General features: G+C 47.8%; 17 protein-coding genes, 1 tRNA gene and 1 other RNA gene. 5 read left to right on the top strand and 14 right to left on the bottom strand.

The features are described 5' to 3' along the window. The first annotated feature begins 55 nt into the window (after positions 1-55). Positions 56-1,573, top strand: coding sequence for a hypothetical protein (locus H6859_10865; GenBank protein USO05601.1), 1,518 nt, complete (start codon positions 56-58; stop codon positions 1,571-1,573). Positions 1,574-1,837: 264 nt separating this feature from the next. Here H6859_10865 and H6859_10860 read toward each other — a convergent pair whose 3' ends face one another. The 7 genes from H6859_10860 to H6859_10830 are packed head-to-tail and all read right to left on the bottom strand — an operon-like array spanning position 1,838 to position 7,964. Continuing rightward, the gene (locus H6859_10860) at positions 1,838-3,178 is read right to left on the bottom strand and encodes a sensor histidine kinase N-terminal domain-containing protein (GenBank protein ID USO05600.1); all 1,341 of its coding nucleotides are present in this window, start codon (positions 3,176-3,178) and stop codon (positions 1,838-1,840) included. Further along, entirely contained in the window at positions 3,175-3,831 is a 657-nt protein-coding gene (locus H6859_10855; protein ID USO05599.1) for a response regulator, read from the bottom strand. The genes H6859_10860 and H6859_10855 overlap by 4 nt, the downstream gene beginning before the upstream one ends. A 12-nt stretch (positions 3,832-3,843) precedes the next feature. After that, on the bottom strand, positions 3,844-4,593 hold the full coding sequence (locus H6859_10850) for a hypothetical protein (GenBank protein ID USO05598.1): 750 nt from the start codon (positions 4,591-4,593) through the stop codon (positions 3,844-3,846). After that, positions 4,556-5,332: an SDR family NAD(P)-dependent oxidoreductase gene (locus tag H6859_10845; protein ID USO05597.1), complete on the bottom strand. Its 777-nt coding sequence runs from the start codon at positions 5,330-5,332 to the stop codon at positions 4,556-4,558. The genes H6859_10850 and H6859_10845 overlap by 38 nt, the downstream gene beginning before the upstream one ends. Beyond that, complete coding sequence (locus tag H6859_10840) at positions 5,322-5,993, bottom strand: iron-containing redox enzyme family protein (protein USO05596.1); 672 nt, start codon at positions 5,991-5,993, stop codon at positions 5,322-5,324. Before H6859_10840 ends, H6859_10845 begins: the two co-directional genes overlap by 11 nt. Then, positions 5,968-7,260 carry an AMP-binding protein gene (locus tag H6859_10835; GenBank protein ID USO05595.1) on the bottom strand — a complete coding sequence of 431 codons (1,293 nt, stop codon included), beginning with the start codon at positions 7,258-7,260 and terminating at the stop codon, positions 5,968-5,970. The genes H6859_10840 and H6859_10835 overlap by 26 nt, the downstream gene beginning before the upstream one ends. Further along, entirely contained in the window at positions 7,260-7,964 is a 705-nt protein-coding gene (locus H6859_10830) for a thermostable hemolysin (GenBank protein USO05594.1), read from the bottom strand. Before H6859_10830 ends, H6859_10835 begins: the two co-directional genes overlap by 1 nt. Before the next feature lie 407 nt (positions 7,965-8,371). On the opposite strand from H6859_10830, the gene H6859_10825 reads away from it, so the two are divergent. Further along, positions 8,372-11,020, top strand: a complete 2,649-nt coding sequence (locus H6859_10825; GenBank protein ID USO06769.1) for a cation-transporting P-type ATPase — start codon at positions 8,372-8,374, stop codon at positions 11,018-11,020. A gap of 163 nt (positions 11,021-11,183) precedes the next feature. Further along, on the top strand, positions 11,184-13,793 hold the full coding sequence (locus H6859_10820) for a hypothetical protein (GenBank protein ID USO05593.1): 2,610 nt from the start codon (positions 11,184-11,186) through the stop codon (positions 13,791-13,793). Between the two features lie 19 nt (positions 13,794-13,812). Here H6859_10820 and ssrA read toward each other — a convergent pair. After that, positions 13,813-14,288: a transfer-messenger RNA gene (ssrA, locus tag H6859_10815) on the bottom strand. A 112-nt stretch (positions 14,289-14,400) separates the two neighbouring features. Here ssrA and H6859_10810 point away from each other — a divergent pair. Then, the gene (locus H6859_10810) at positions 14,401-15,195 is read left to right on the top strand and encodes a thymidylate synthase (GenBank protein ID USO05592.1); all 795 of its coding nucleotides are present in this window, start codon (positions 14,401-14,403) and stop codon (positions 15,193-15,195) included. A 6-nt stretch (positions 15,196-15,201) separates the two neighbouring features. Here the strand turns inward: H6859_10810 and H6859_10805 are convergent, their stop codons facing one another. After that, positions 15,202-16,173: a hypothetical protein gene (locus H6859_10805; GenBank protein USO05591.1), complete on the bottom strand. Its 972-nt coding sequence runs from the start codon at positions 16,171-16,173 to the stop codon at positions 15,202-15,204. Between the two features lie 62 nt (positions 16,174-16,235). Continuing rightward, a complete protein-coding gene (locus H6859_10800) occupies positions 16,236-16,622 on the bottom strand; it encodes a dihydroneopterin aldolase (GenBank protein USO05590.1) in 387 nt (128 codons plus the stop codon). 22 nt (positions 16,623-16,644) lie between these two features. Here H6859_10800 and H6859_10795 point away from each other — a divergent pair, with 22 nt between their 5' ends. After that, positions 16,645-17,247: a dihydrofolate reductase gene (locus H6859_10795; protein ID USO05589.1), complete on the top strand. Its 603-nt coding sequence runs from the start codon at positions 16,645-16,647 to the stop codon at positions 17,245-17,247. Positions 17,248-17,365: 118 nt separating this feature from the next. On the opposite strand, the gene H6859_10790 is transcribed toward H6859_10795, so the two are convergent. From H6859_10790 to H6859_10775, 4 genes are all read right to left on the bottom strand, one after another. Continuing rightward, positions 17,366-17,441 (bottom strand) — tRNA-Arg (locus tag H6859_10790). 10 nt (positions 17,442-17,451) lie between these two features. Then, on the bottom strand, positions 17,452-18,390 hold the full coding sequence (locus H6859_10785) for an ABC transporter ATP-binding protein (protein USO06768.1): 939 nt from the start codon (positions 18,388-18,390) through the stop codon (positions 17,452-17,454). Between the two features lie 32 nt (positions 18,391-18,422). Next, complete coding sequence (locus H6859_10780; protein USO05588.1) at positions 18,423-19,331, bottom strand: hypothetical protein; 909 nt, start codon at positions 19,329-19,331, stop codon at positions 18,423-18,425. Positions 19,332-19,344: 13 nt separating this feature from the next. Then, on the bottom strand, positions 19,345-19,872 hold the full coding sequence (locus H6859_10775; GenBank protein USO05587.1) for a hypothetical protein: 528 nt from the start codon (positions 19,870-19,872) through the stop codon (positions 19,345-19,347). Positions 19,873-19,927 lie beyond the last annotated feature (55 nt).

The following is a 19,927-nucleotide window of genomic DNA, read 5'->3' as shown; positions in this document are numbered from 1 at the left end:
CAAACATTGAATATTGTGATAGCTCAACCTGGCAGATATGGGGCGGATAAAAGAAATGCAAAAACTCTTGATTTTTACAATCTTCATAATCCTCATCCCTTTTTCAAATGTACAGGCACAGAAGACTTCAGGAAGTTTTAGCGGAGGCTCTGTTCTTTTCGGCTACGATAACCGAACCTGTGATGCGTCTCTGGAAGGAACCATCCGCTACGACAGCAGCAGTTCCAAGGTAGAATATTGCAATGGAACCGTTTGGGCCGCGCCAGGAAATTCCTGTGCAGTTTATAATATTGCGTTTACCAACGAATTTGATACAGGAAAAGCACAGTATATAACCTCAAATATCAGTCAGGTTGATACAAATGCCTGCACAACTAGTATTTCTATCAGTGGCGGCGGATCACCGGAATATCGCATTTGTTCGGAAGCATCATGTACAGCGGGAAGCCCGGCATGGACAAGTGCAGCCGGTACGGTTGATGATGGAGACTGGGTTCAATTACGCCTAACCTCTTCGGCATCGCCGATGACTACATTAACGGCATCTCTACTAATCGCCTCTTTGCGCAATGATTGGGAGGTCACAACAGGCCCCGATGCCATGCTCGTCTTTATTACCTCGGCAGCCTACACAGGAGCCGAAGTCGGCGGGATTGGCGGGGCTGATCATAAATGTCAGACGCTCGCAGAAGCCGCCGGGCGGCCCGGCTGGTATTTGCCATGGCTCGCTGACGAGTCTGATTTAAGCGCTCCGGGAAGTCGTTTCACGCAATCAACTCTTCAGTATCAATTGCTCAATGGAACGAAAGTTGCTGATAACTGGACTGACCTCACAGACGGTAGTCTTGATAATTATATTGACCGCGACGAAAACGGAAATCTGGTATCAAGTAAGAATGTCTGGTCAAATTTATGGAGCAACGGCAACAGAATAAATACAACGGGTTGTAGCTACTGGTCATCAACAGGCCCGACCGGGAACAACGGACAAAACAGCCGTGTTGATAGCCAGTGGTCGTATGCCGGATCACAAAGCTGTACAGCCTCAAATCACCTTTATTGTTTCCAGCAGGCCAACGACCCGGTTGGGCCGCATAAAAAAGTATTTATCTCTTCCGCATCTTATACGGGAGCTGCCGTTGGCGGGGTAACGGGAGCAGACAGCAAATGCCAGGCCTTGGCAGATGCGGAAGGTTTGGGCGGAACCTATAAAGCTTGGATTAGTGATTCAAATGGGCTTACCGCACCATCCGCCAGCTTTACTCAAGCCTCGATCCCCTATCGGCTTGTTAATGGGCGCCGCATTGCCGATGATTGGGCTGACCTGATAAACGCAGCGAATCCAACCACAATTACCATAGATGAAACTGGAGCCCTCCAGGTGAACAAGAAAGTTTGGACAAACGTGCACACTAATGGAAACCAGATTAATCTTAGCGGTAATTGCAGCGACTGGGGCTCAACAGCAGGATCTGCGTACAATGGGGAATCATGGCGGCTTGACTCTTACTGGTCATATAGCAATGCGACAGCTTGCTCAACAGCTTTACACCTCTACTGTTTTGAACAATAACCTTTCTCTTTCCGGTATATTCTTACTATCCCAAACAAAGAGATACAAAACCATGGACTGCGCGGCGCGCCGGGCCTTAAATTATCACCATCACATTCACCACATTATCAATCCCCCGTCTGTATGACGTCAGCACAGGCATCTTCCAAATGTTGTATAGAGGTGGTCCTACTTTGTTGGACAGCTTTGTGGCAAAGTTAAGCTACATTTTATGGCCACAGGAAGAGGCTCCCAAAATAGAGGCTATAATTAAAATCCACCGCATCAGGTGCGCTTCATGCTAAATGTAACGATCGAACCGTTGGGGTCATTATCGCTTAGATATATCTCTGCGCCGTGCACATCACACACCCATTTGGCCATGGACAGGCCAAGGCCGCTGCCTTTCTTGTTTTTCTGGACGCGATAGAAACGCTCGAAAACCTTGTCCTTTTCAGTATCTTTGATGCCGGGGCCGGTATCGAAAATTTTTAAAACAGCTTTATGACCCTCTTCAAAAACAGAAACATCAATCCGCCCATCCGCTGGGGTGAATTTAATGGCATTGTCAATCAAATTACGCAGCATGATTTCAAGCGCATTCCTGTTGCCTTTGATTGTAATCACCGGAGCAATGTCGGCCCTCATCTCAATTCTTTTTTTCACAGCCAACGGGGATATGTCCTTTAAAATATCTTGAGCTAAAGAAGAAAGATCGACCGTCTCAAATTCGATTTGATTGGCTTGTAATCGTGAGAAAGCCAAAAGCTGGTCAACCATTTTGCTTGCACGATCAATGGATGCATGAAGATTGTCCAATCCTTCCCTGCAATCCGGCATGGCCTGCGCCTTTTTAAGCAAAACTTGCGTTTGTGTTTTCATCGCTGCCAGCGGCGTGCGCAACTCATGCGCGGCGTTGTCTGTAAATTCACGTTCTCTGACAAAGCTTTTTTCAATACGGGTAAATAAACGGTTTAAAGCCTGCAGGAGTGGTATAATTTCTTGCGGTGCTTTATTTGTATGTATAGGAGAGAGATCACTGCTGCCACGCTTATCGACCATAGCCGAGATTTTTACAACCGGTTTTAAGATCTTGCGCACGCCAATCCAGATAATCAAAAAAATCACAGGAAGAAACATAAGCGCAGGCAGAATAAGCGCTGCTATAAACTGAACAATCAACTCGTAGCGAATATCATAACTCTCAGAAACTTCAATCTTGATCTTGTTTTCCGGAACAATAAAAACAAAAAAACGCCATTCGTGATCATCAATATTCTGGTTGGAAAATCCCGGCGGCGCTTCAAAGCCTGCAAAGGCTTTTGTGTTGGGGGACTGCGTAATAATCTCATTATCGACCCAGATACGAAAACTGAATTTACGCTCGTACTTATGCTGTAAATCCGGGTTTTCAATGCCCAGATCAAAACCCTCATCCTCCATGATTTCGTGCTGGGTAAGCTGTAAAAGCACTTTGGCGTAATGGACAAGCTGCGCGTCATAAACTTCTTCGACTTCATGGCTTGCAAAGATATAACTGGCCAGCAAGGCAAGCAGCGTTGCACAAAGGATGGACAAACTAATCCATAAAATGAGACGGCGGCGGAGAGAATAGTTTTTATTCATTTTTCAATCATATAACCCACACCGCGTATTGTCTTGATCAAATCCTTGCCGAGCTTGCGGCGCAGCGCGGAAATATGAACCTCGATCGTGTTGCTTTCAATGTCGCCACTGTCCCAATCATAGATATGTTCTTCGATCTGCGTCTTGCTGATCACCTTGCTCAGATGGGTCATCAGAATTTCCAGCACAGCTAGTTCGCGCCCGGACAGCTTAACTGTCTTGCCGTTCTGCTTGGCCTGTTTGGCTGTAGAGTCATAGCTGATATCACCGCATACGATTTCAGGATTAGCCCGGCCTTGCGAGCGGCGGATCAGAGCGCTTGACCGGGCAATCAGTTCATCCAGATCAAAGGGCTTAACCAGATAATCGTCCGCTCCAGCATTTAAGCCCTCTATGCGCTGCGGTACCGTATCCCGCGCGGTCAGAAAAAGCACAGGCCGGTCGTCATTGGCTCTGCGTAAATTTTTGAGCAGATCAAGGCCGGACTGCCCCGGCAGGTTGATATCAAGGATCACCAGATCGTAAGGCGTGGCTTTAAGAGCCGCTGAGGCATCTTCCGCGCTCTCACACCAGTCCACGGCAAAAGAAGTTTTCAGTCCCTCTGCCGTGGCTTTTCCCAACATCATATCATCTTCGACCAGAAGTACGCGCAAACAGCCAATCCTTTAATTGTATCGAGGCTTGCTCTTATCTTTCATCTTTTGATCAATTTGCGCAAGAGCAGCCTTGATTTCCTGTCTGCGCCCGGCATCGGCCAGTTCGCGGTTCGGACGATCAGGAGCCTGCAGTGCCCGGTTTAGATAGGCCTTAGCCTCTTCCAGACGGTCATCCTGCAGCAGAAAATCTCCATAAAAAAAGTTCGTATCAATACCATTCGGGTTGAGTTGCAGGGCATGTTTTAAATGCTTTTCAGCTTCCTCGTCATCCCCGAAAGCCACTGGCCAGCCTGGCACCTGATAATAGAGCGAACCGAGCGAAGTATGCGCTGAACCATCCAAAGCCGTCGGATTTTGTTTCAGGGAAGTTTCAAAAAGCACTTTGGCTTTTTTAACTTTGCCCAGTGCAGACATACCTTTGACGATACCGGCATCGGTGGAAAGAATAATCCCTTCCCAGATTTTCGGTTCAGCATTGCCCGGATATTTGGAGCTCACGGACGCGGCCTGCGCCTCTAGCCTGTGAATGGCTTCAAGTTGCTGGTCCTCGTTGCTCATCTGGTATTTGATGTGTGCCCATTCTTTTTGCAGCATCGCGATATCCTGGTCCATCGGCGAGACGGCCATTTGTCCGACAGAGGTTTCAACCGTCTGCGGCGCTGTCTGGGTTTGCGGAGTTCGTATCGTCCAAACATCTTCCGCATGAACGGGCAGAGTGATACTAAGAAGCAGCGCGGTGTAAAGTGGTAGTTTTTTCATCCTTAATCTCCTTTGTCTGGTGGTGAGTGTTTAAAGCGTCTTCGCCAATCTGACGGTTTTTCTGCAGACCGTTATCAATGATAAAAGGGAAGTTGGCATGCATAAAGGCAAAGAAACGTTCCGGCCAACCAAAGCGCACATCAGGTTTTTGCTCTATAATGGCCTCAAAAATCCATCGCGCCACATCGGAAGGATCATCATATTTAACCTTGGTGCGTTTATTCACTTCCGCCTTTACACCGCTATTCATCGGTGTTTTAACGGCTCGCGGCGCAATGTGGGTGAGTTTGATATTCGTACCGCCCAGTTCCCGGCGCAAGGCATCGTTAAAACCTTTCAATCCCGCTTTGGCGGCAACGTAACCTGTCAGATGCGGCAGCGGGATAAGCGCGGTCATCGAACCCATGTTGATAATCTGGCCGGAGTTGCGAGCCTTCATACCAGGTAGCACAGCCTGGCTCAGCCGCATCGGTACCATCATGTTCAGATCGACAATAGCTTCTAAATTCTGATTTTCGCAGTAGTCAAGCACATTATATCCAGCCATGTTGATAAGAATATCCGGCGTGTTATCCTTCAGATAAGCACAGATTTTATCCATGTTAGCGACAAGATCACCCTCTTTCTCTATGTCATGGGCGGTCACTTCAGCACCGGCGTTCTCCAGATACTGTACAAGCGGTGTGCCAATTCCACCCGTTCCTCCGGTGATGTAAACGGTCTTTCCTTTAAGCGGCATGTTTCACCTGCCCTTCATGCGGAATAGCGCGCAGGACATTGGCAAACAGCCGGAATGTATTCTGCGCCACCTCAATAATGGCAGCCTGGTCGTTCGGATCGGTGATTTTATTAACCGTTTCCTCAAAGAATTTCATGTGAGAGATGTCCAACTCACCATGTGAATAGAGGTAGGAAAACGCCTTCTTCGGCAGTCCCAGCTTGTCTTTAACCGCATCTGCACCCTTATTGGCAATCTGTGTTGAGGTGCTTTCCAGCATGAACACCATGCCGAAAAATCCAACCGGGTTTTTGCGAGTCATGTAGTCGTAGTTGTAAGAGATCAGCACCTGAGTCTCCAGATTGGGTGCGGAGTTGTGGGCGGCTTCTTTATCACCGCCAGCGGATTCAATGTCATTCAGAATCCATTCCTCATGGCCGACTTCCTCTCCCTGATACTCGATAATGGCTTTGTGCATCCATTTCTTGGACTGCGGAATTTTTGAACCCATGGTCATCAGAAATGGTACGGTGTGACTAACATGATGATAGGCTTCCGTCAGGTAAGCAATATACGTCTCTTTCGAGATATTACCCTGTATCCCGTCCATCAGTTGCGGAACACTGTAGAGTTCTTGCCTTTGGTCTTCCGTTTCCTTAACCAGCCTGTTGTAAAAGCTCATGGTCATTCTCCTTTGTTTTAATTTGAAAATCCTTGATACGGGCGTAATCCGGCAATTCCGCATTAGCCCGCTGCACGGCCCCTGTGATATCAGCGTGCAAAGAGGCCGGAACGATTTCCGCGCTTAAATGGGCCTGCGCATCACCGTAGATGACAGCGCTCATAATTTCAGGTTGGGCCAGCAGCGCGGCTTCGACCCATTCCGGTGAGATATTGCGGCCGTAAGAGGTAATCAGAACGTTTTTCTTGCGCCCGTTTATATGAAGAAAACCGTCTTCATCCACATAGCCAAGATCGCCGGTGGCGAACTCTCCCTTATGCTTGTTGCCCAGATAACCCAAAAAGGCCGGGTCTTTAATCGTGATCTCCCCATCATTTTCCACCAGGCGAATATGCGGCAAAATCTTACCTGCACTGCCCGGCTTATCGTTTTCCGGGGTATTGAGTGAAACAACGGATGCGCATTCGCTCAGACCATATCCCTCGTAAACCGGCAAACCCATCTTACGCGCGGCGGATATAAGCGAAGGCGAAACCTTTGCCCCGCCGACAGCTAGGAATTTTAAATGCGGCAGGTCGGGCCGTACACTCATCAGACCACGCAACAACTCGGGAACCAAAATGGCCGATGTGATTTCATGCTTACCCATATAATGCGAGAGGGCTGCAAAATCTGGCTCAAACGGGTTGGCAAAGCCGGTCATTTTGAGCGAAGGGAGATAGACAGTTCCGCCAGCCATAAGTGTGGCATAAACGCCTGCGACATTCTCCAGCAGGATGGCCAGTGGCAAAACAGAGAGGTGTTTGTCGGCAAGCTCTGTGCCCAGAGCTTTAACAATGGAGCAAGCAACCTGTTCTAGTCCTTTTTGAGAAAGACAAACGCCCTTTGGTGTTCCGGTCGTACCTGATGTAAACGTCACCTTGGCCGTGCCTTCTGGCAGGAATGCAAGGCCCTTCAGGCCGGTGTCACGCAGTTCTTTGGGGAAAAGAACATGTGTGACACCGGCCGAGTGAAGAGTGTGTTGAGCCTGTTGCTCAGTGAAAAACGGGGGCAAAGGCACACAGGGAATACCGGCTTTGAGCGCCGCCAAATCCCAAAGCACCCAATCGACACTATTATCCAGCGCAATGCCCAAAACCGAAACGCCATAGAGTGCATCCATGCGCTTTTGGATTTCCCGTTTCAGATCGCCATAGCACACCGTTTGCATTTCGTCGCACAAGGCAATCTTTTCAGGGTCATGGTTTTGGATATGCCCGAATAACATCAGTTCCGGCCTTCCTGCTTATAATGAAGGCGTGGGAACAAGCGCGGACGGCAATCCTCGAACTCTGCACCCAACATGGCTTTTAAACGCTTCACGCCGGTCTCGACGGAGCCAACCAGCACGCGAGGCTGTGTGTCATAATAACTGCCCCAGTTTTGCGTATCGTGTTCCACAGCCTTAATATCAGCATCGCAAATCTTGCGCGGTTTTAAACCCACCCGTTCAAAATAACGATGAAGAAAATCTGTCCCGGTGATTGCGGCATAGCGAATGTCTTTATTGTTTAAGTAGGAGGCCAGAGCAGCGAACAGAAAGGCCGACGCGCCCTGTCCGGCAGAGGCCAGATTGCCGATCTCTACAATCTCATTACGCGGACAATCCAACAGCTTTTCTACTGACCCCTGTGTATAATGCTCTAAAAAGAGCGATTCATCTTTCGCGTATCGGAAACCGACAGCCGCCAAAATATCGCCATTAGCATTACGGACACTCATCAGCACCGGGTAATTTACTTCGATATCGGCGTTATAGCTCTGCTTGTATATCGCTCTGATAAAATCCTCAACACGCTGGCGCTCTGGTTCAAACAGGCTAGTGATGCTGACCACCGAGGGGGTCAGCGAACTGATTCGGCGCGTGCGGTCCTCACGGAGATAAAGACTGGCCGTATCAATATTATTTTCCTGATAAATAAGTTTGAGCACGTCGGTGTACCTTGATTTATTGCGTTCTTAATCAAGGATGCCCTATGAACCTGAAGTGAAGCTGAAGCATATGGAGACGATTGATGCCCCCTCTTGTGCCCCCAATTTTTGAGGTTCTGTGTGAATGTATATGAACATGTAGAATTATACGTAAAATATGAAATCCTTGCAAATCAAGGCTTTTGCGGTCATTGATAAACGTGAGCGAATGTTGATGAAGAGAAAATTTGGCCCGTACGGCTCAAACATTTAAGGCTACTGAACGGTTCTCGTAAGAGATACTGCAGCATATTCCTGACGACGAACATTTAGGTTCAACGCCCCCCGCAAAAAAACAGTTACAACTGCTCAAAAAATGGATAAAGTCCGGACAGTCAACCTAAACATCTATGCCAACTTCTTTTTTTATGACCTGTTTTCATGCATTATCTGCTGAAGAGACAATTAAATCGTTGGAAACCAGCGCTAAGAACGGATTGACGGAATCTGAAATCCAGGTGCGCCAAAGTCAATATGGTTCAAACACTCTGATAGAAAAGGAATCTGTGAAATGGCCGCTGGTTCTCATTCGTCAATTTACAAGTTTTCTGATTTTAATCTTATTGGTTGCTGCGGCGTTGTCTTTTTTCATAGGCGATGAGCTTGATACGCTGGCTATTTTCGCCATTGTTATTCTCAACGGTCTTTTGGGCTTTGCGCAGGAATGGAAAGCTGAAACAGCACTAAAGAGTCTGAAGAAAATGCTCAGTCCAAGATGCCGCGTTATCCGGGATTCCCGCATGCAGGAGATTGATGCGGCTGCGTTGGTGCCTGGCGATATCGTGCTTTTGGAGAGCGGTGATTCCGTTCCTGCAGATATTCGTTTGCTTGACGAGGTCAATTTAAGAGCAGACGAAGCAGCTTTGACCGGAGAGTCTGTGTCGGTCGCCAAAAATATTCATGCAATCAGCAAAGATTCCCCGATCAGCTGGCGTACTTGTATGGTGTGGATGGGAACGCATATCGTCAACGGGCGAGGGCAAGGCGTTATAGTGGCCACAGGTATGGAGACTGAGTTCGGCCGTATTGCGAAGCTAACTGGCGATATTCAGGAAACGCAGACACGACTGCAGCGGCAGTTGGCCGTGCTGGCCAAGCAATTAACGGTTGTCATTGTCGGTGTAACAGCGGTTGTCATGTTTGCCGGCTGGCTTGGAGGGAGGCCAGCACTGCAAATGTTTATGGCAGGGATTTCTTTGGCCGTTTCTGCTGTGCCGGAAGGCTTGCCTGCGGTTGTGACCATTACTCTGGCCTTAGGCGTACGTATTATGGCGCGGCAAAAAGCTCTTTTGCGGCATTTGCAAACGGCGGAAACTCTTGGGGCGACTTCTGTTATTTGCACGGATAAGACAGGCACGCTCACCAAGAATGAAATGACAATTCAAAAACTGTGGCTGGCCAGTGGTGAAATTGATGTGAGCGGAGTTGGTTATGAGCCCGAAGGAGAATTTAGTAAAGACGGTCAGGGAATTGATGCCTTGTCGAACCCGGATTTGAAAGCCTTGCTGGAAACGGGCCGCGTTTGTAACCATGCGCGTATTACCCGCGCTGATAATGGCTGGGCGGCGATCGGTTCCCCCACGGAAGCGGCCTTTATTGCAGCGGCGGAAAAGGCAGGGCTGGAGGAATCTGGTCATTCTGCAGTTTGTGAGTTTTCCTTTAATTCCACGCGCAAACGCATGTCCGTGATTGAAAACTGCGAAGGGCATATGATGGTGCATGTTAAGGGCGCGCCGGAAACATTGTTAATGCGTTCGAACAAAATTCTAATTGACGGCAAAGAACAGGATTTAAACAATGATGTGCGTCATACAATCGAACAAGCGTATAAGGCTTTTGCACAGGGCGGCCTGCGTACGTTGGCATGCGCCCGTAAGACACTTCCTGCACAAGTTACGCCAGATGAAGAAACGGTGGAAACCGATCTAACATTTCTTGGGGTGGTCGGAATTATTGATCCACCGCGCAGCGAAGTTAAAGAAGCCATTAAAAAAACAAGGCATGCCGGAATTCGTGTGATCATGATTACAGGGGATTCACCTGATACGGCCTTGGCTGTGGGGCGGCAGATCGGTTTGAAAGTGGAGAAAGCCGTTAGCGGTTCCGAACTGGAGAAGATGGATGATGAAGAAATATTGAGACTGTCAGATCAAGATATTATTTTTGCACGCACTGTGCCGGAGGACAAATTTCGCATTGTTAAACTCTTGCAATCACGTAATCAGCTTGTGGCGATGACGGGAGACGGAGTGAATGATGCGCCGGCACTGAAACAGGCAGATATAGGCATTGCCATGGGTGTGCGCGGTACTGATGTAGCCAAGGGGGCTGCGGATATGGTGCTAACAGATGATAATTTTGCATCGATCATTGACGCTATACAGGAAGGCCGCAGACAATATGCCAATATCCGTAAATTTGTCAGCTATCTTGTGTCTTCAAATTTCGGCGAGACGCTTGCTGTTTTTGTAAATATTATGACTGGGGCCCCGTTGATTTTGCTACCGACCCAGATTCTTTGGGTCAATTTGGTAACCGACAGTGTGACGGCGCTTTCTCTCGGCGTAGAAAAAGCTGAGAAAAATATCATGGATGAACCACCGCGCAGCATTGATCAACCTATCCTCGACAAAATATCTTTTATGATGCTGGCTTTATTTGGCTCTTATATCGGCTTTGCAACATTGGGCCTTTATCATTTGCATTTGGATGAATCTTATATGGTGGCCAACACGGTTGCTTTTACCGGCATGGTGGCGATGGCCAATATCCGCGTTTTGAATTTTAGAAGTTTTGATAAACCTATGCATGTGATTGGCTGGTTTTCCAATCCATGGCTTCTGGTAGCTGTGTCTTCAATGCTTGGATTACAACTTTTGGCCGTTTATACGCCCTTTTTACAACAGGTTTTGGGCACTGTGGCGCTTGGCTGGTCTGAATGGGCAATAATTATTGCTTTTATTTTGCCCATGGTACTTTTTACCGAGCTTTATAAGAATTTAAAATTTATTCGTTAGAAGGCGCAAAGCTGTGCGGTAGCACTGAACTTTTAGGCGCATAAATTATGCAAAAAGTCATTCAATACACTCAATGTTTCCATATTGTTTTTTTATTTTACAAGGCGTGGAAATTGTGGCATAAGCAATTTCTAATTTATTCCAGAAAGAGGGGCGTTCATCAGTGTCTACAGCACGAGAAGTTGAAAGTTATGATGATCCGAAGGCACTTCGTTCAGAATTAAAAATCCTCTTAAAAAATCACCGAATTGATGGGCGGGAATTTGGTGTGCGCCTAAGTGAGAATGCTGATGAAATCATAAAAGCGCTGACAGAACACCATCTTGGCAATCTTGCGCAGCAGATTTCTTTCGTTGCGTTAGGCGGAAACGGTCGTAAGGATATTACCTCACAATCAGATCTCGATCTTTTGGTATTGCTGCCGGAAGCATTGTCCAAAAGTATTGATACTCTTTATGAAATTCGAGATCGCAGAACAAAGGCTGGTCAGGACCCTGACGGAAAATTGACACTGGAGGAGCAGACTCTTTTTGATAGTTCTGAAGCAAAGGAAGCAGCAATCGAGTTTACGGCAGGGTATACTTATTTCTGCGCCGACCTCAATGATTTAGGGTTTTCAACGGCCAGCGCTTTTCCGCGTACACTTTCACAAACAAAACAAGAGACTTTGAAAGACCAGACAATCTGGTCTTCTCTTCTCGATGCGCACCTTATCTGCGGCGATAAACCTCTATATGCAGAATTGGAAGAGCTTCTGGATGAATTAAGGGCGAATAGCAATCTTCGGGCAAAATTTGCGTATGAAAAATTTGATGAACGCACCAAACGTCTTGAGAAAGAAACAAGAAATACGTTTAGGCCTGATATAAAAAACGGTTATGGCAGTTTGCGCGATTATCAGGGCGCAGATTGGCATTTAAAAGTTGTGTTTGGGGTGAAAACACCAAAAGAAGCGGAAGAGAAAGGCCTATTTAGTGAATCTGAGTTGAAAAGAGCGCAAAAATCCTATGCTTTTTTGTTAACAATGCGTTGTCATTTACGGAACAATACAGCGAATACAAATGATATTTTAGCACCAAATTTGCGAACCAGTTTAGCTCAGCAAATGCAGTATACGGGCGTTCAAAAAATGATGCAGGATTTTTTCATGCATCGACGCGAATTGGGTTTTTTTGCAAATATAACGGAGGCTTTAGTTCGCGAAGAGTTAGAGCAAAAACAGGTTTTCGAACCGATACAGGGTACTCATTTTGAGATTTCAGAAAACTATATTCGTTTTTCAGATGCCACGATCACGGATCCTGTTGACATGCTGCGGATTTACAAGATGGCACAGGCGCAAGAGGTGAACATGCATCATAGCGCCTTGCGCACTATCCGTGACAACGTAGAACGCATAGCCGAATATCGGGATAATCCTGATGTTAATAAGCTATTTTTAGATATTTTAACGTCTGATAACTGTACTGGTAAGGCTTTGCGGCAAATGCAGGAACTCGGCCTTATGCAAGAATTTCTGCCGCCATTTAAGATGCTTGATTCCATGCCCGCAAATGACTTTGTTCATCATCAGACAATTGATGAACATCACTTTGCTTGTTTGGAAATGTTAAATGCTTTGAAGAAAGGTCAGCATAAAGAAAACGCACCGCTTGCTACAGGTTTATTCGAAAAAGGCATTAGCGATTCCCAAAAGCGCGTTTTGTATACGACCGTTTTATTTTATGACATTGGGACAGATCAGGCCGGAGGGCATTTGGCGCAGGGCGCCCAACTTGCTGAGGAATATTGTCCGCGCCTTGGTTTGAACCCGGAAGAAACGAATATGGTCTGCTGGCTGGTAGAAAATAATTCGTTTCTTTTGCAAGGCGCAGTTCATCGTGATCCACATGATGTGGCAAGAATTGGAGTTTTCACAGACTGCGTTGACACGCCGGAAAAACTGGAATTATTGACGCTCTTAACAACGGCTCGCAGGATGAGCATAGATCCAGGCCGTTGGACCGCATACAATGAGAAGAATGTCCTCGTTCTTTATAATCAAGCGCTTACTTGCCTTCATGATCAGAGCTTGACGATTGGGCCGAGATTTGAACTATCCGCCAACCATGACCCCGGGAGCACGAATATAACCGTAGTGCCAGATCATGCCGGTGGCGCTGTAATTACTGTTCTTACGCCTGATAAAGACCATCTTTTTGAAAATGTTACCGGAGCGCTCGGCGCCCAGAACATAAGAAAAATTGTCGTCTATACTTTTGATAAAGAAGGAGACACCCCGGTTGCTTATCAAAAGCTTTCCGTAAGTTCTGCCAAGCCGGAGGATGGGGGATACAAGCCTGAAGACCTTGAGAAGATTAAGGTGTGTGTTGAAGAGGCTATTAACTATGACGAAGCGCATATTTTTCCAGAAAGCGGGTATCAATTACGCAGATCATGGCAAGCGGACAAGGATGCTATTCCTGTTAATGCAAGTGTAGCCTTCGATAACGCTGCAAGCGATGATAGAACAGTTGTTGATATTACGGCTCGCGACAAGCTGGGATTGGCACACCGGATAGCGAGCATTTTTGGTAAACATGGCGTACAAGTGAGTTGCGTTTTTGGTGAGAGCAGCGGCGGGCATAGTATAACCGATGCTTTTTATGTTTCTGATTCCAGAACGCATAAAAAAATTATTGATCCTGATCGAATAGCAGATATTCAAAAAGAACTTGAGAACTTGATTCAAGAGCCTGTAGATGAATATTTCGAGAGTTTGGCTATAGGATAAAAAAGACGCTGACATAGAAAATGGGCCGATTCTGTTGCGAGGTTCGACCCGGACCCCACCTAAGACGCATTAAGCCTTAGGGATTAGTGCGTAGCGCACCAAAGCGGCAATTAAGCAGCTTTAGTTTCACCAGCAACATCACCAAAGGTGTTGTCGTTGGCTGCTACAAATGCATGATTGTCGTTTGCATTTATAACGATCATCCGGTAACGGCGGATTGCCGAACGCCGCATGATGCCTTTACTACGTGTGTCGATCCTGTTTCAGCCCCATCAAAATTCGTTATCGAGTGCAGCGAGTTCAAAAATCTTGGATGTGCTCTTTGCGGACACGCCGAAATTCAAAACCAGTTCTATACGATCCCAAATATTGGTGGAGCTGCCGGGTACTGCCCCCGGGTCCACGAACGCCTATTCCGCAACCGCGTTTAGCGTCATAACCGGGACATGCCCGGCAACTACCATTATAAGATAAACTTTAATTTTTGGAAAGGTTTTTGAAACGCCGCGCTTGACGAGTGACGCGCACAGAAAAGCCGAAAATATTTTGTGGGCGGCTGTGGGTGCGCCCCTACACTTCATATACAGAATCGTCCATATTGGTAGATATGAAACAATATCTTGATCTCATGCGCGACGTACTGGAAAACGGCACAAAAAAAGAAGACCGCACCGGCACCGGCACCTACAGCGTTTTTGGCCGCCAGATGCGCTTTGACCTGTCCAAAGGCTTTCCACTGGTCACCACCAAGAAATGCCACCTCAAATCCATCATTCACGAACTGCTCTGGTTCATCGCCGGGGATACCAACATCAAATACCTCAAGGATAACGGTGTACGCATCTGGGACGAATGGGCCGATGAAAACGGGGACCTGGGACCGGTTTACGGCAAGCAATGGCGAAGCTGGATAGCCGATAATGGCCAAAAAATTGACCAGCTTTCAAACGTCATCGAGCAAATCAAAAACAATCCCGACAGCCGCCGCCTACTGGTCGTGGCCTATAATCCGGGTGTGGTCGACCAAATGGCCCTGCCGCCCTGCCACGCCTTTTTCCAATTCTACGTTGCCAATGGCAAATTAAGCTGCCAGCTTTACCAGCGCAGCGCCGACATCTTCCTCGGCGTGCCGTTTAACATCGCCTCATACGCGCTGCTCACCATGATGATTGCGCAGGTCACTGGTCTCAAACCCGGCAAATTCATCCACACTTTCGGCGATGTGCATCTCTATTCCAACCACATCGAACAGGCCAAGGAACAACTGTCCCGGAAGCCCTATCCCCTGCCGGAAATGCGTATAAACGAAGCTGTCACCAACATCTTCGATTTCAAATACGAAGATTTCGAACTCGTCGGCTACCAGGCCCACCCGCACATCAAGGCCCCCGTGGCGGTTTAGAACGAATTATGGCGCGCTGCCGAGTATCTCAAGACGCTCACAATAAAGACCGGCCTCAAAATCTCTATAATTGATCGAGATATTATGCTCGCTGTTACGACCGTGCGCCACATCGAGTTGATCCATAACCATTAACCGTAAAGGGTCCTGAAAAAACCTTGAACGCTTTTCGTAAGGCAACTTACATTCTATATTCGCCGGAAAACCAACAGCTCTTTTAAAAGCCAGATTAAATGCCAGCTTGATTGTAGGATGCCACCCCGCATAAGAGTCTACAGGAGCAAGACCTTTTTCATCATTATACTGAGTGCCTCTTACGTCGAGCTCACCTCGAAGATGCCAGTTGTCGCACCAGTTGTCCGGAGATGAAGATGACTTCCTAACGTTGAGCCCGTAATTATAACCATCCCTTAACGCATAATCCACAAGCGCCTCAAGAGCCTCCTCCTCACCCGTGTCCAACTCTGCCTTTTTTCGCGCTAAAAATTCGTTCTCTTTATCCAACGCAGCGAGGAGCTCACCTGATGAAACCTCATCATTATGATGGTAGGTAAAGCGAGCAATTTTCAAAACAGACTTTCTTAAGGATTGTGAAAGTTTTTCGCAAATATCACGCATATCCTCACGCTGTAACTTTAATTCGTCCGGCAAATTAAACAAAGTCTTGCGCAAAGATTGATAGTCGAAATTCCCTCCCTGCTTATCTCCAACAATCAGGGCCACGGGCCGGTAAGGCTCATCGATCTTTGCTAAATGCCGCTCCTGCATATCGACAACTTCATTAAACGTCGTTGCAACCCGATTGAATGCGTCAATAACTGCGCCTTTATCACAAAGATCAAGGCGAAAATCATAACAACGCTCACCCATTTCGATGTTATCATTCGCAGCCCCTTCTTCCATCTGAATAGATGTCACCATGATGTTTACATCATGGTTTTTTCCCGTCATAGCAACTGCGACACCCCGTAAAATCATACAATAATCCTCTTAAGCTCGAACAAAAAGGAAACATATAGAAGTTAAAATAATATGTCAAATTATTGTTTGCTTTCATACTCCGTGCGGGTCATAAACACCTCCACGCCCGCGCCTTGATCCGGCCCATAAATATCAAGCTTGCGAATACTCACCCGGCAGGCCTGCACCAATTCATGACGAAAACACAGCGCCATCAACTCTTTCAGATAATCTTCGATCAACTGCACCTGCGAACGCCCGGCCCATGAACGGATCTCATTATAATAAGTGTCATAATCAATAATATTGCCCACATGCACCCCACCCAGATAGCCCTTCGCATCGGCAAACACCGCCACATCAACGATAACGCGCTGGGACACGCCCTGTTCATGCTCGTAAATACCAAGCTTGAGCGGCACCTCAACGGAATCAAGAAAAATTTTAACGTGGCTGTCTTTTTTCATGATTTCGCTTTATATACAAAGAATGAATAAGAGCAAAGCCCCCATAACTTTAAGTTCAATCGTTGCTATCGCCAGAAATCATGTGATCGGCAAGGATAACGGCCTGATCTGGCACCTACCCGAAGACCTCAAACATTTCAAGCGCACGACACTGGGCAAGCCGATCCTGATGGGCCGCAAATCTTACGAAAGCCTCGGCAAACCGCTCCCCGGCCGCCCCAATATCGTTATCAGCCGCGCCTTTCAAAACATGCCCAACGACAACCCGACCCCGATTTACAAGGATATGGAACCCGAAGAACCTGAGGCCGAGCGCAAAATCAATGAAGGCCCGTTCCTCTATGCTTCGCTGGAAGATGGCATCGCCGTGATGAAAGACATGGCCCGTGAAATGGGCGTCGATGAAGTTTTCATCACCGGCGGCGGGCAGATTTATAAAGAAACCCTACCCTACACCGAACGCCTCTACCTCACTGTGCTGGACCGCGAATATGAAGGCGATACCTTTTTCCCAGAGCTAAACTGGAATGAATGGAATATCGCCGCAGAAGAAAAACACGATGCCGACCCAGTCCACGACCGCCCGGCCTTTACATTTTATACATTGGAGAAAAACAGGAACTAACACCTACATATAGCCTTTGCCGACCGTCTTGCCCATGTCCGAAATGAAGGGTTTAGAACCACAAATTTTGCATGATATTTCAAGTTGTTAGCCGGATTTGGAGTAAATGATATCGAAATGGCGCGCTCGGCAGGATTCGAACCTGCGACTCCTGGCTCCGGAAACCAGTGCTCTATCCCCTGAGCTACGAGCGCTTAGGCGTTATCAGTTACCAGAACTGCCAGTCAACTGCAAGAACACATCTTCCAAATTACTGTCGTCGGTCGAAATATCGACAATGCCGTATCCCGCCTTTTGAATGGCCTCAATCATCACCCCGACCTGCATTTCCGACGGGTTATAGCGCACAACAACGCTGCGTTCTCCCGCTCTTTCGACACAAAACCCAGACAAAACCCGTTCCGCATCATCGATAGGACGATCAAGCCGGAACCGGATTTCTTTATTCTCAATCCGCGCCAGCAACTCTTCCGTCGGCTCATGCGCAATCACCTCGCCATGATTGATAATCGCGATTTCATCACATAATTCCTCCGCCTCTTCCAGATAATGCGTTGTCAGCAAAATCGTTACACCCCGCACATTCAGGGCCCGCACATTACCCCAAAGCTGCTTACGAAGCTCTACATCCACTCCGGCTGTCGGCTCATCAAGCACCAAAATCGGCGGATTATGTACCATCGCCTTGGCCACCATGAGACGCCGTTTCATCCCGCCAGAAAGGCTGCGCGCATACGCATCAGCCTTATCTTCCAAACCCACCATCCTAAGCAGCTCCATCGTCCGGCGCTGATCCTTCGGCACACCATATAAGCCTGCCATCAAATCCAGCGCTTGTGTCGGCGTGAAAAACGCATCAAAGGCAAGCTCCTGCGGCACAATCCCGATCGCTGCCTTGGCGTTGCGCGCATCCCGATCAATATCGATACCCCAGATCTTTACCACACCCGATGATTTCATCACAAGGCCCGCCATAATATTGATAATTGTGGATTTTCCTGCCCCGTTAGGCCCCAAAAGCCCGAAAATTGAACCACGCGGAATATTAAGGCTGACTCCCTTCAAAGCCTCCTTCTCCGGGCTCTTCTTATTACCCGCATAAATTTTCTTTAGATCGGCGATTTCAACGGCATATTCATCCATGCCTACAGACATAAACCATCACCACACAAAGTCTAGGATAGATTTTCTTTAACCCACGCCCGCGCCGCTTCGTCATCCTTAAGCTGCGCATCCCAAAACGCCAGCGCCGCCGCCTTAATCTGCGCCTCATGTTCATCCCGCAAAGGATTAGCCCCCAACTTACCACGCGAACCCGCATAGACCATATGATCGCCACCTTCGAGCACCTGCAGATATTTTTCAGCCGCGCCCGAATAATCATGCACCGCCAAACGCCGCTCATAGCCAAAATCATGCAGCGGCGAAGAATCCTGCGTCCCTGTCATATGAAGCAAAGGAATATCAATCGGCCCGTAAATGTCTGTTTCTGCCGCATCTGTAAGATGCGCAATCGGCACCGGTGAATACAAAATCCCGGCCCTGAATCGCGGCTCACGCAAAGAAATAAGCTTTCCCGAAGCGTCAGGAAACATCTGCCCGGCCATCACTTGGCTGGTCATCGCGCCAAATGAATGCCCCGACATCCCAAACCGCGATAAATCCATATGCGCGCCAACATCCGGATTATCCGCCGCCCATACGGGCAATTGATCCAGCACAAACGGCACGTCATAAAACCGGTTGAGCGTCGTCTCGCGGCTCACTTGCGCCTTGCGCAAAATATCCCACGGATGCCCGGGCTTGCCTTCCCACAGGCTCGAATCCGTCCCGCGATGCGTAATATGCAACAGATTATAACCATGAGAAGCCAGATACCGCGAAATAAACGACGCCCCGTCGCGGTTGCCGCCAAATCCATGACTCCACAAAATCGTCGGCAACCCGCCCTGATCATGCTCCACCGGATAATACAGCTTAAACGGAACAACGCGCGCTGACCCGTCATCATTTAGACGCGCCGCATCAACAAATTCCCCACGCTTCAAAAGAACTTTATACGGGCCAGGATCAGGAGAATACACAAGGGCACCCAGCCTATTTCTTCCGGAACTGGTCCAGTGAAATCACCTGACCGGTATCACCACCGCCCTTACCGGACTTGCCTTTACCACCGCCGGAGCCATCATCATCCGGATCATCATCCAACTCATCAAGAATAGCCAGATCGGCATCCTCCAGCGATTCGCCCAATGGCTGAAACTGCAACGCAAAATTCACCGACGGATCAGCAAAAATACTGATCGCCGCCAAAGGAATTTCAAGCCGCTCTGGCACATTGTTAAACGACAGCGTCACATTCATTTTTTCTTTATCAACATTCAAATCAGAAAATTGATATTGCAAAACAATCGTCATCTCACCGGGATAACGCTCCCGCAAATAATCGGGAATCTTCACCCCCGGAAAATCAGTCAAAAACGTAATATAGAAATGGTGCTCACCGGGCATGCCACCGGTTGTTCCATGTTGCTCCATAACCTCTTCAATAGACTTTTTGACCACCCCGCGTAAGGCAGCTTCAACCATCTTGTCATAGCGCAATATGTCGTCTTCGTCATTCATGGATATATTCAGTGCAAATAAGGAACATTAAATCAAGAGTAGAAATACCCTTCCT

It is taken from the genome of Rhodospirillales bacterium, from assembly GCA_023898785.1.
In the GTDB taxonomy this organism is placed as follows: Bacteria; Pseudomonadota; Alphaproteobacteria; order Micavibrionales; family Micavibrionaceae; genus TMED27.
This window is presented reverse-complemented; position numbering and strand designations above follow the sequence as displayed.

Excerpts from the sequence above, each read along its gene's own strand:
- H6859_10865 (USO05601.1), top strand. The coding sequence starts at position 56 with ATGCAAAAACTCTTGATTTTTACAATCTTCATAATCCTCATCCCTTTT.
- H6859_10860 (USO05600.1), bottom strand. The coding sequence starts at position 3,178 with ATGAATAAAAACTATTCTCTCCGCCGCCGTCTCATTTTATGGATTAGT.
- H6859_10850 (USO05598.1), bottom strand. The coding sequence starts at position 4,593 with ATGAAAAAACTACCACTTTACACCGCGCTGCTTCTTAGTATCACTCTG.
- H6859_10845 (USO05597.1), bottom strand. The coding sequence starts at position 5,332 with ATGCCGCTTAAAGGAAAGACCGTTTACATCACCGGAGGAACGGGTGGA.
- H6859_10840 (USO05596.1), bottom strand. The coding sequence starts at position 5,993 with ATGAGCTTTTACAACAGGCTGGTTAAGGAAACGGAAGACCAAAGGCAA.
- H6859_10835 (USO05595.1), bottom strand. The coding sequence starts at position 7,260 with ATGTTATTCGGGCATATCCAAAACCATGACCCTGAAAAGATTGCCTTG.
- H6859_10825 (USO06769.1), top strand. The coding sequence starts at position 8,372 with ATGACCTGTTTTCATGCATTATCTGCTGAAGAGACAATTAAATCGTTG.
- H6859_10810 (USO05592.1), top strand. The coding sequence starts at position 14,401 with ATGAAACAATATCTTGATCTCATGCGCGACGTACTGGAAAACGGCACA.
- H6859_10805 (USO05591.1), bottom strand. The coding sequence starts at position 16,173 with ATGATTTTACGGGGTGTCGCAGTTGCTATGACGGGAAAAAACCATGAT.
- H6859_10800 (USO05590.1), bottom strand. The coding sequence starts at position 16,622 with ATGAAAAAAGACAGCCACGTTAAAATTTTTCTTGATTCCGTTGAGGTG.
- H6859_10795 (USO05589.1), top strand. The coding sequence starts at position 16,645 with ATGAATAAGAGCAAAGCCCCCATAACTTTAAGTTCAATCGTTGCTATC.
- H6859_10785 (USO06768.1), bottom strand. The coding sequence starts at position 18,390 with ATGGATGAATATGCCGTTGAAATCGCCGATCTAAAGAAAATTTATGCG.
- H6859_10775 (USO05587.1), bottom strand. The coding sequence starts at position 19,872 with ATGAATGACGAAGACGACATATTGCGCTATGACAAGATGGTTGAAGCT.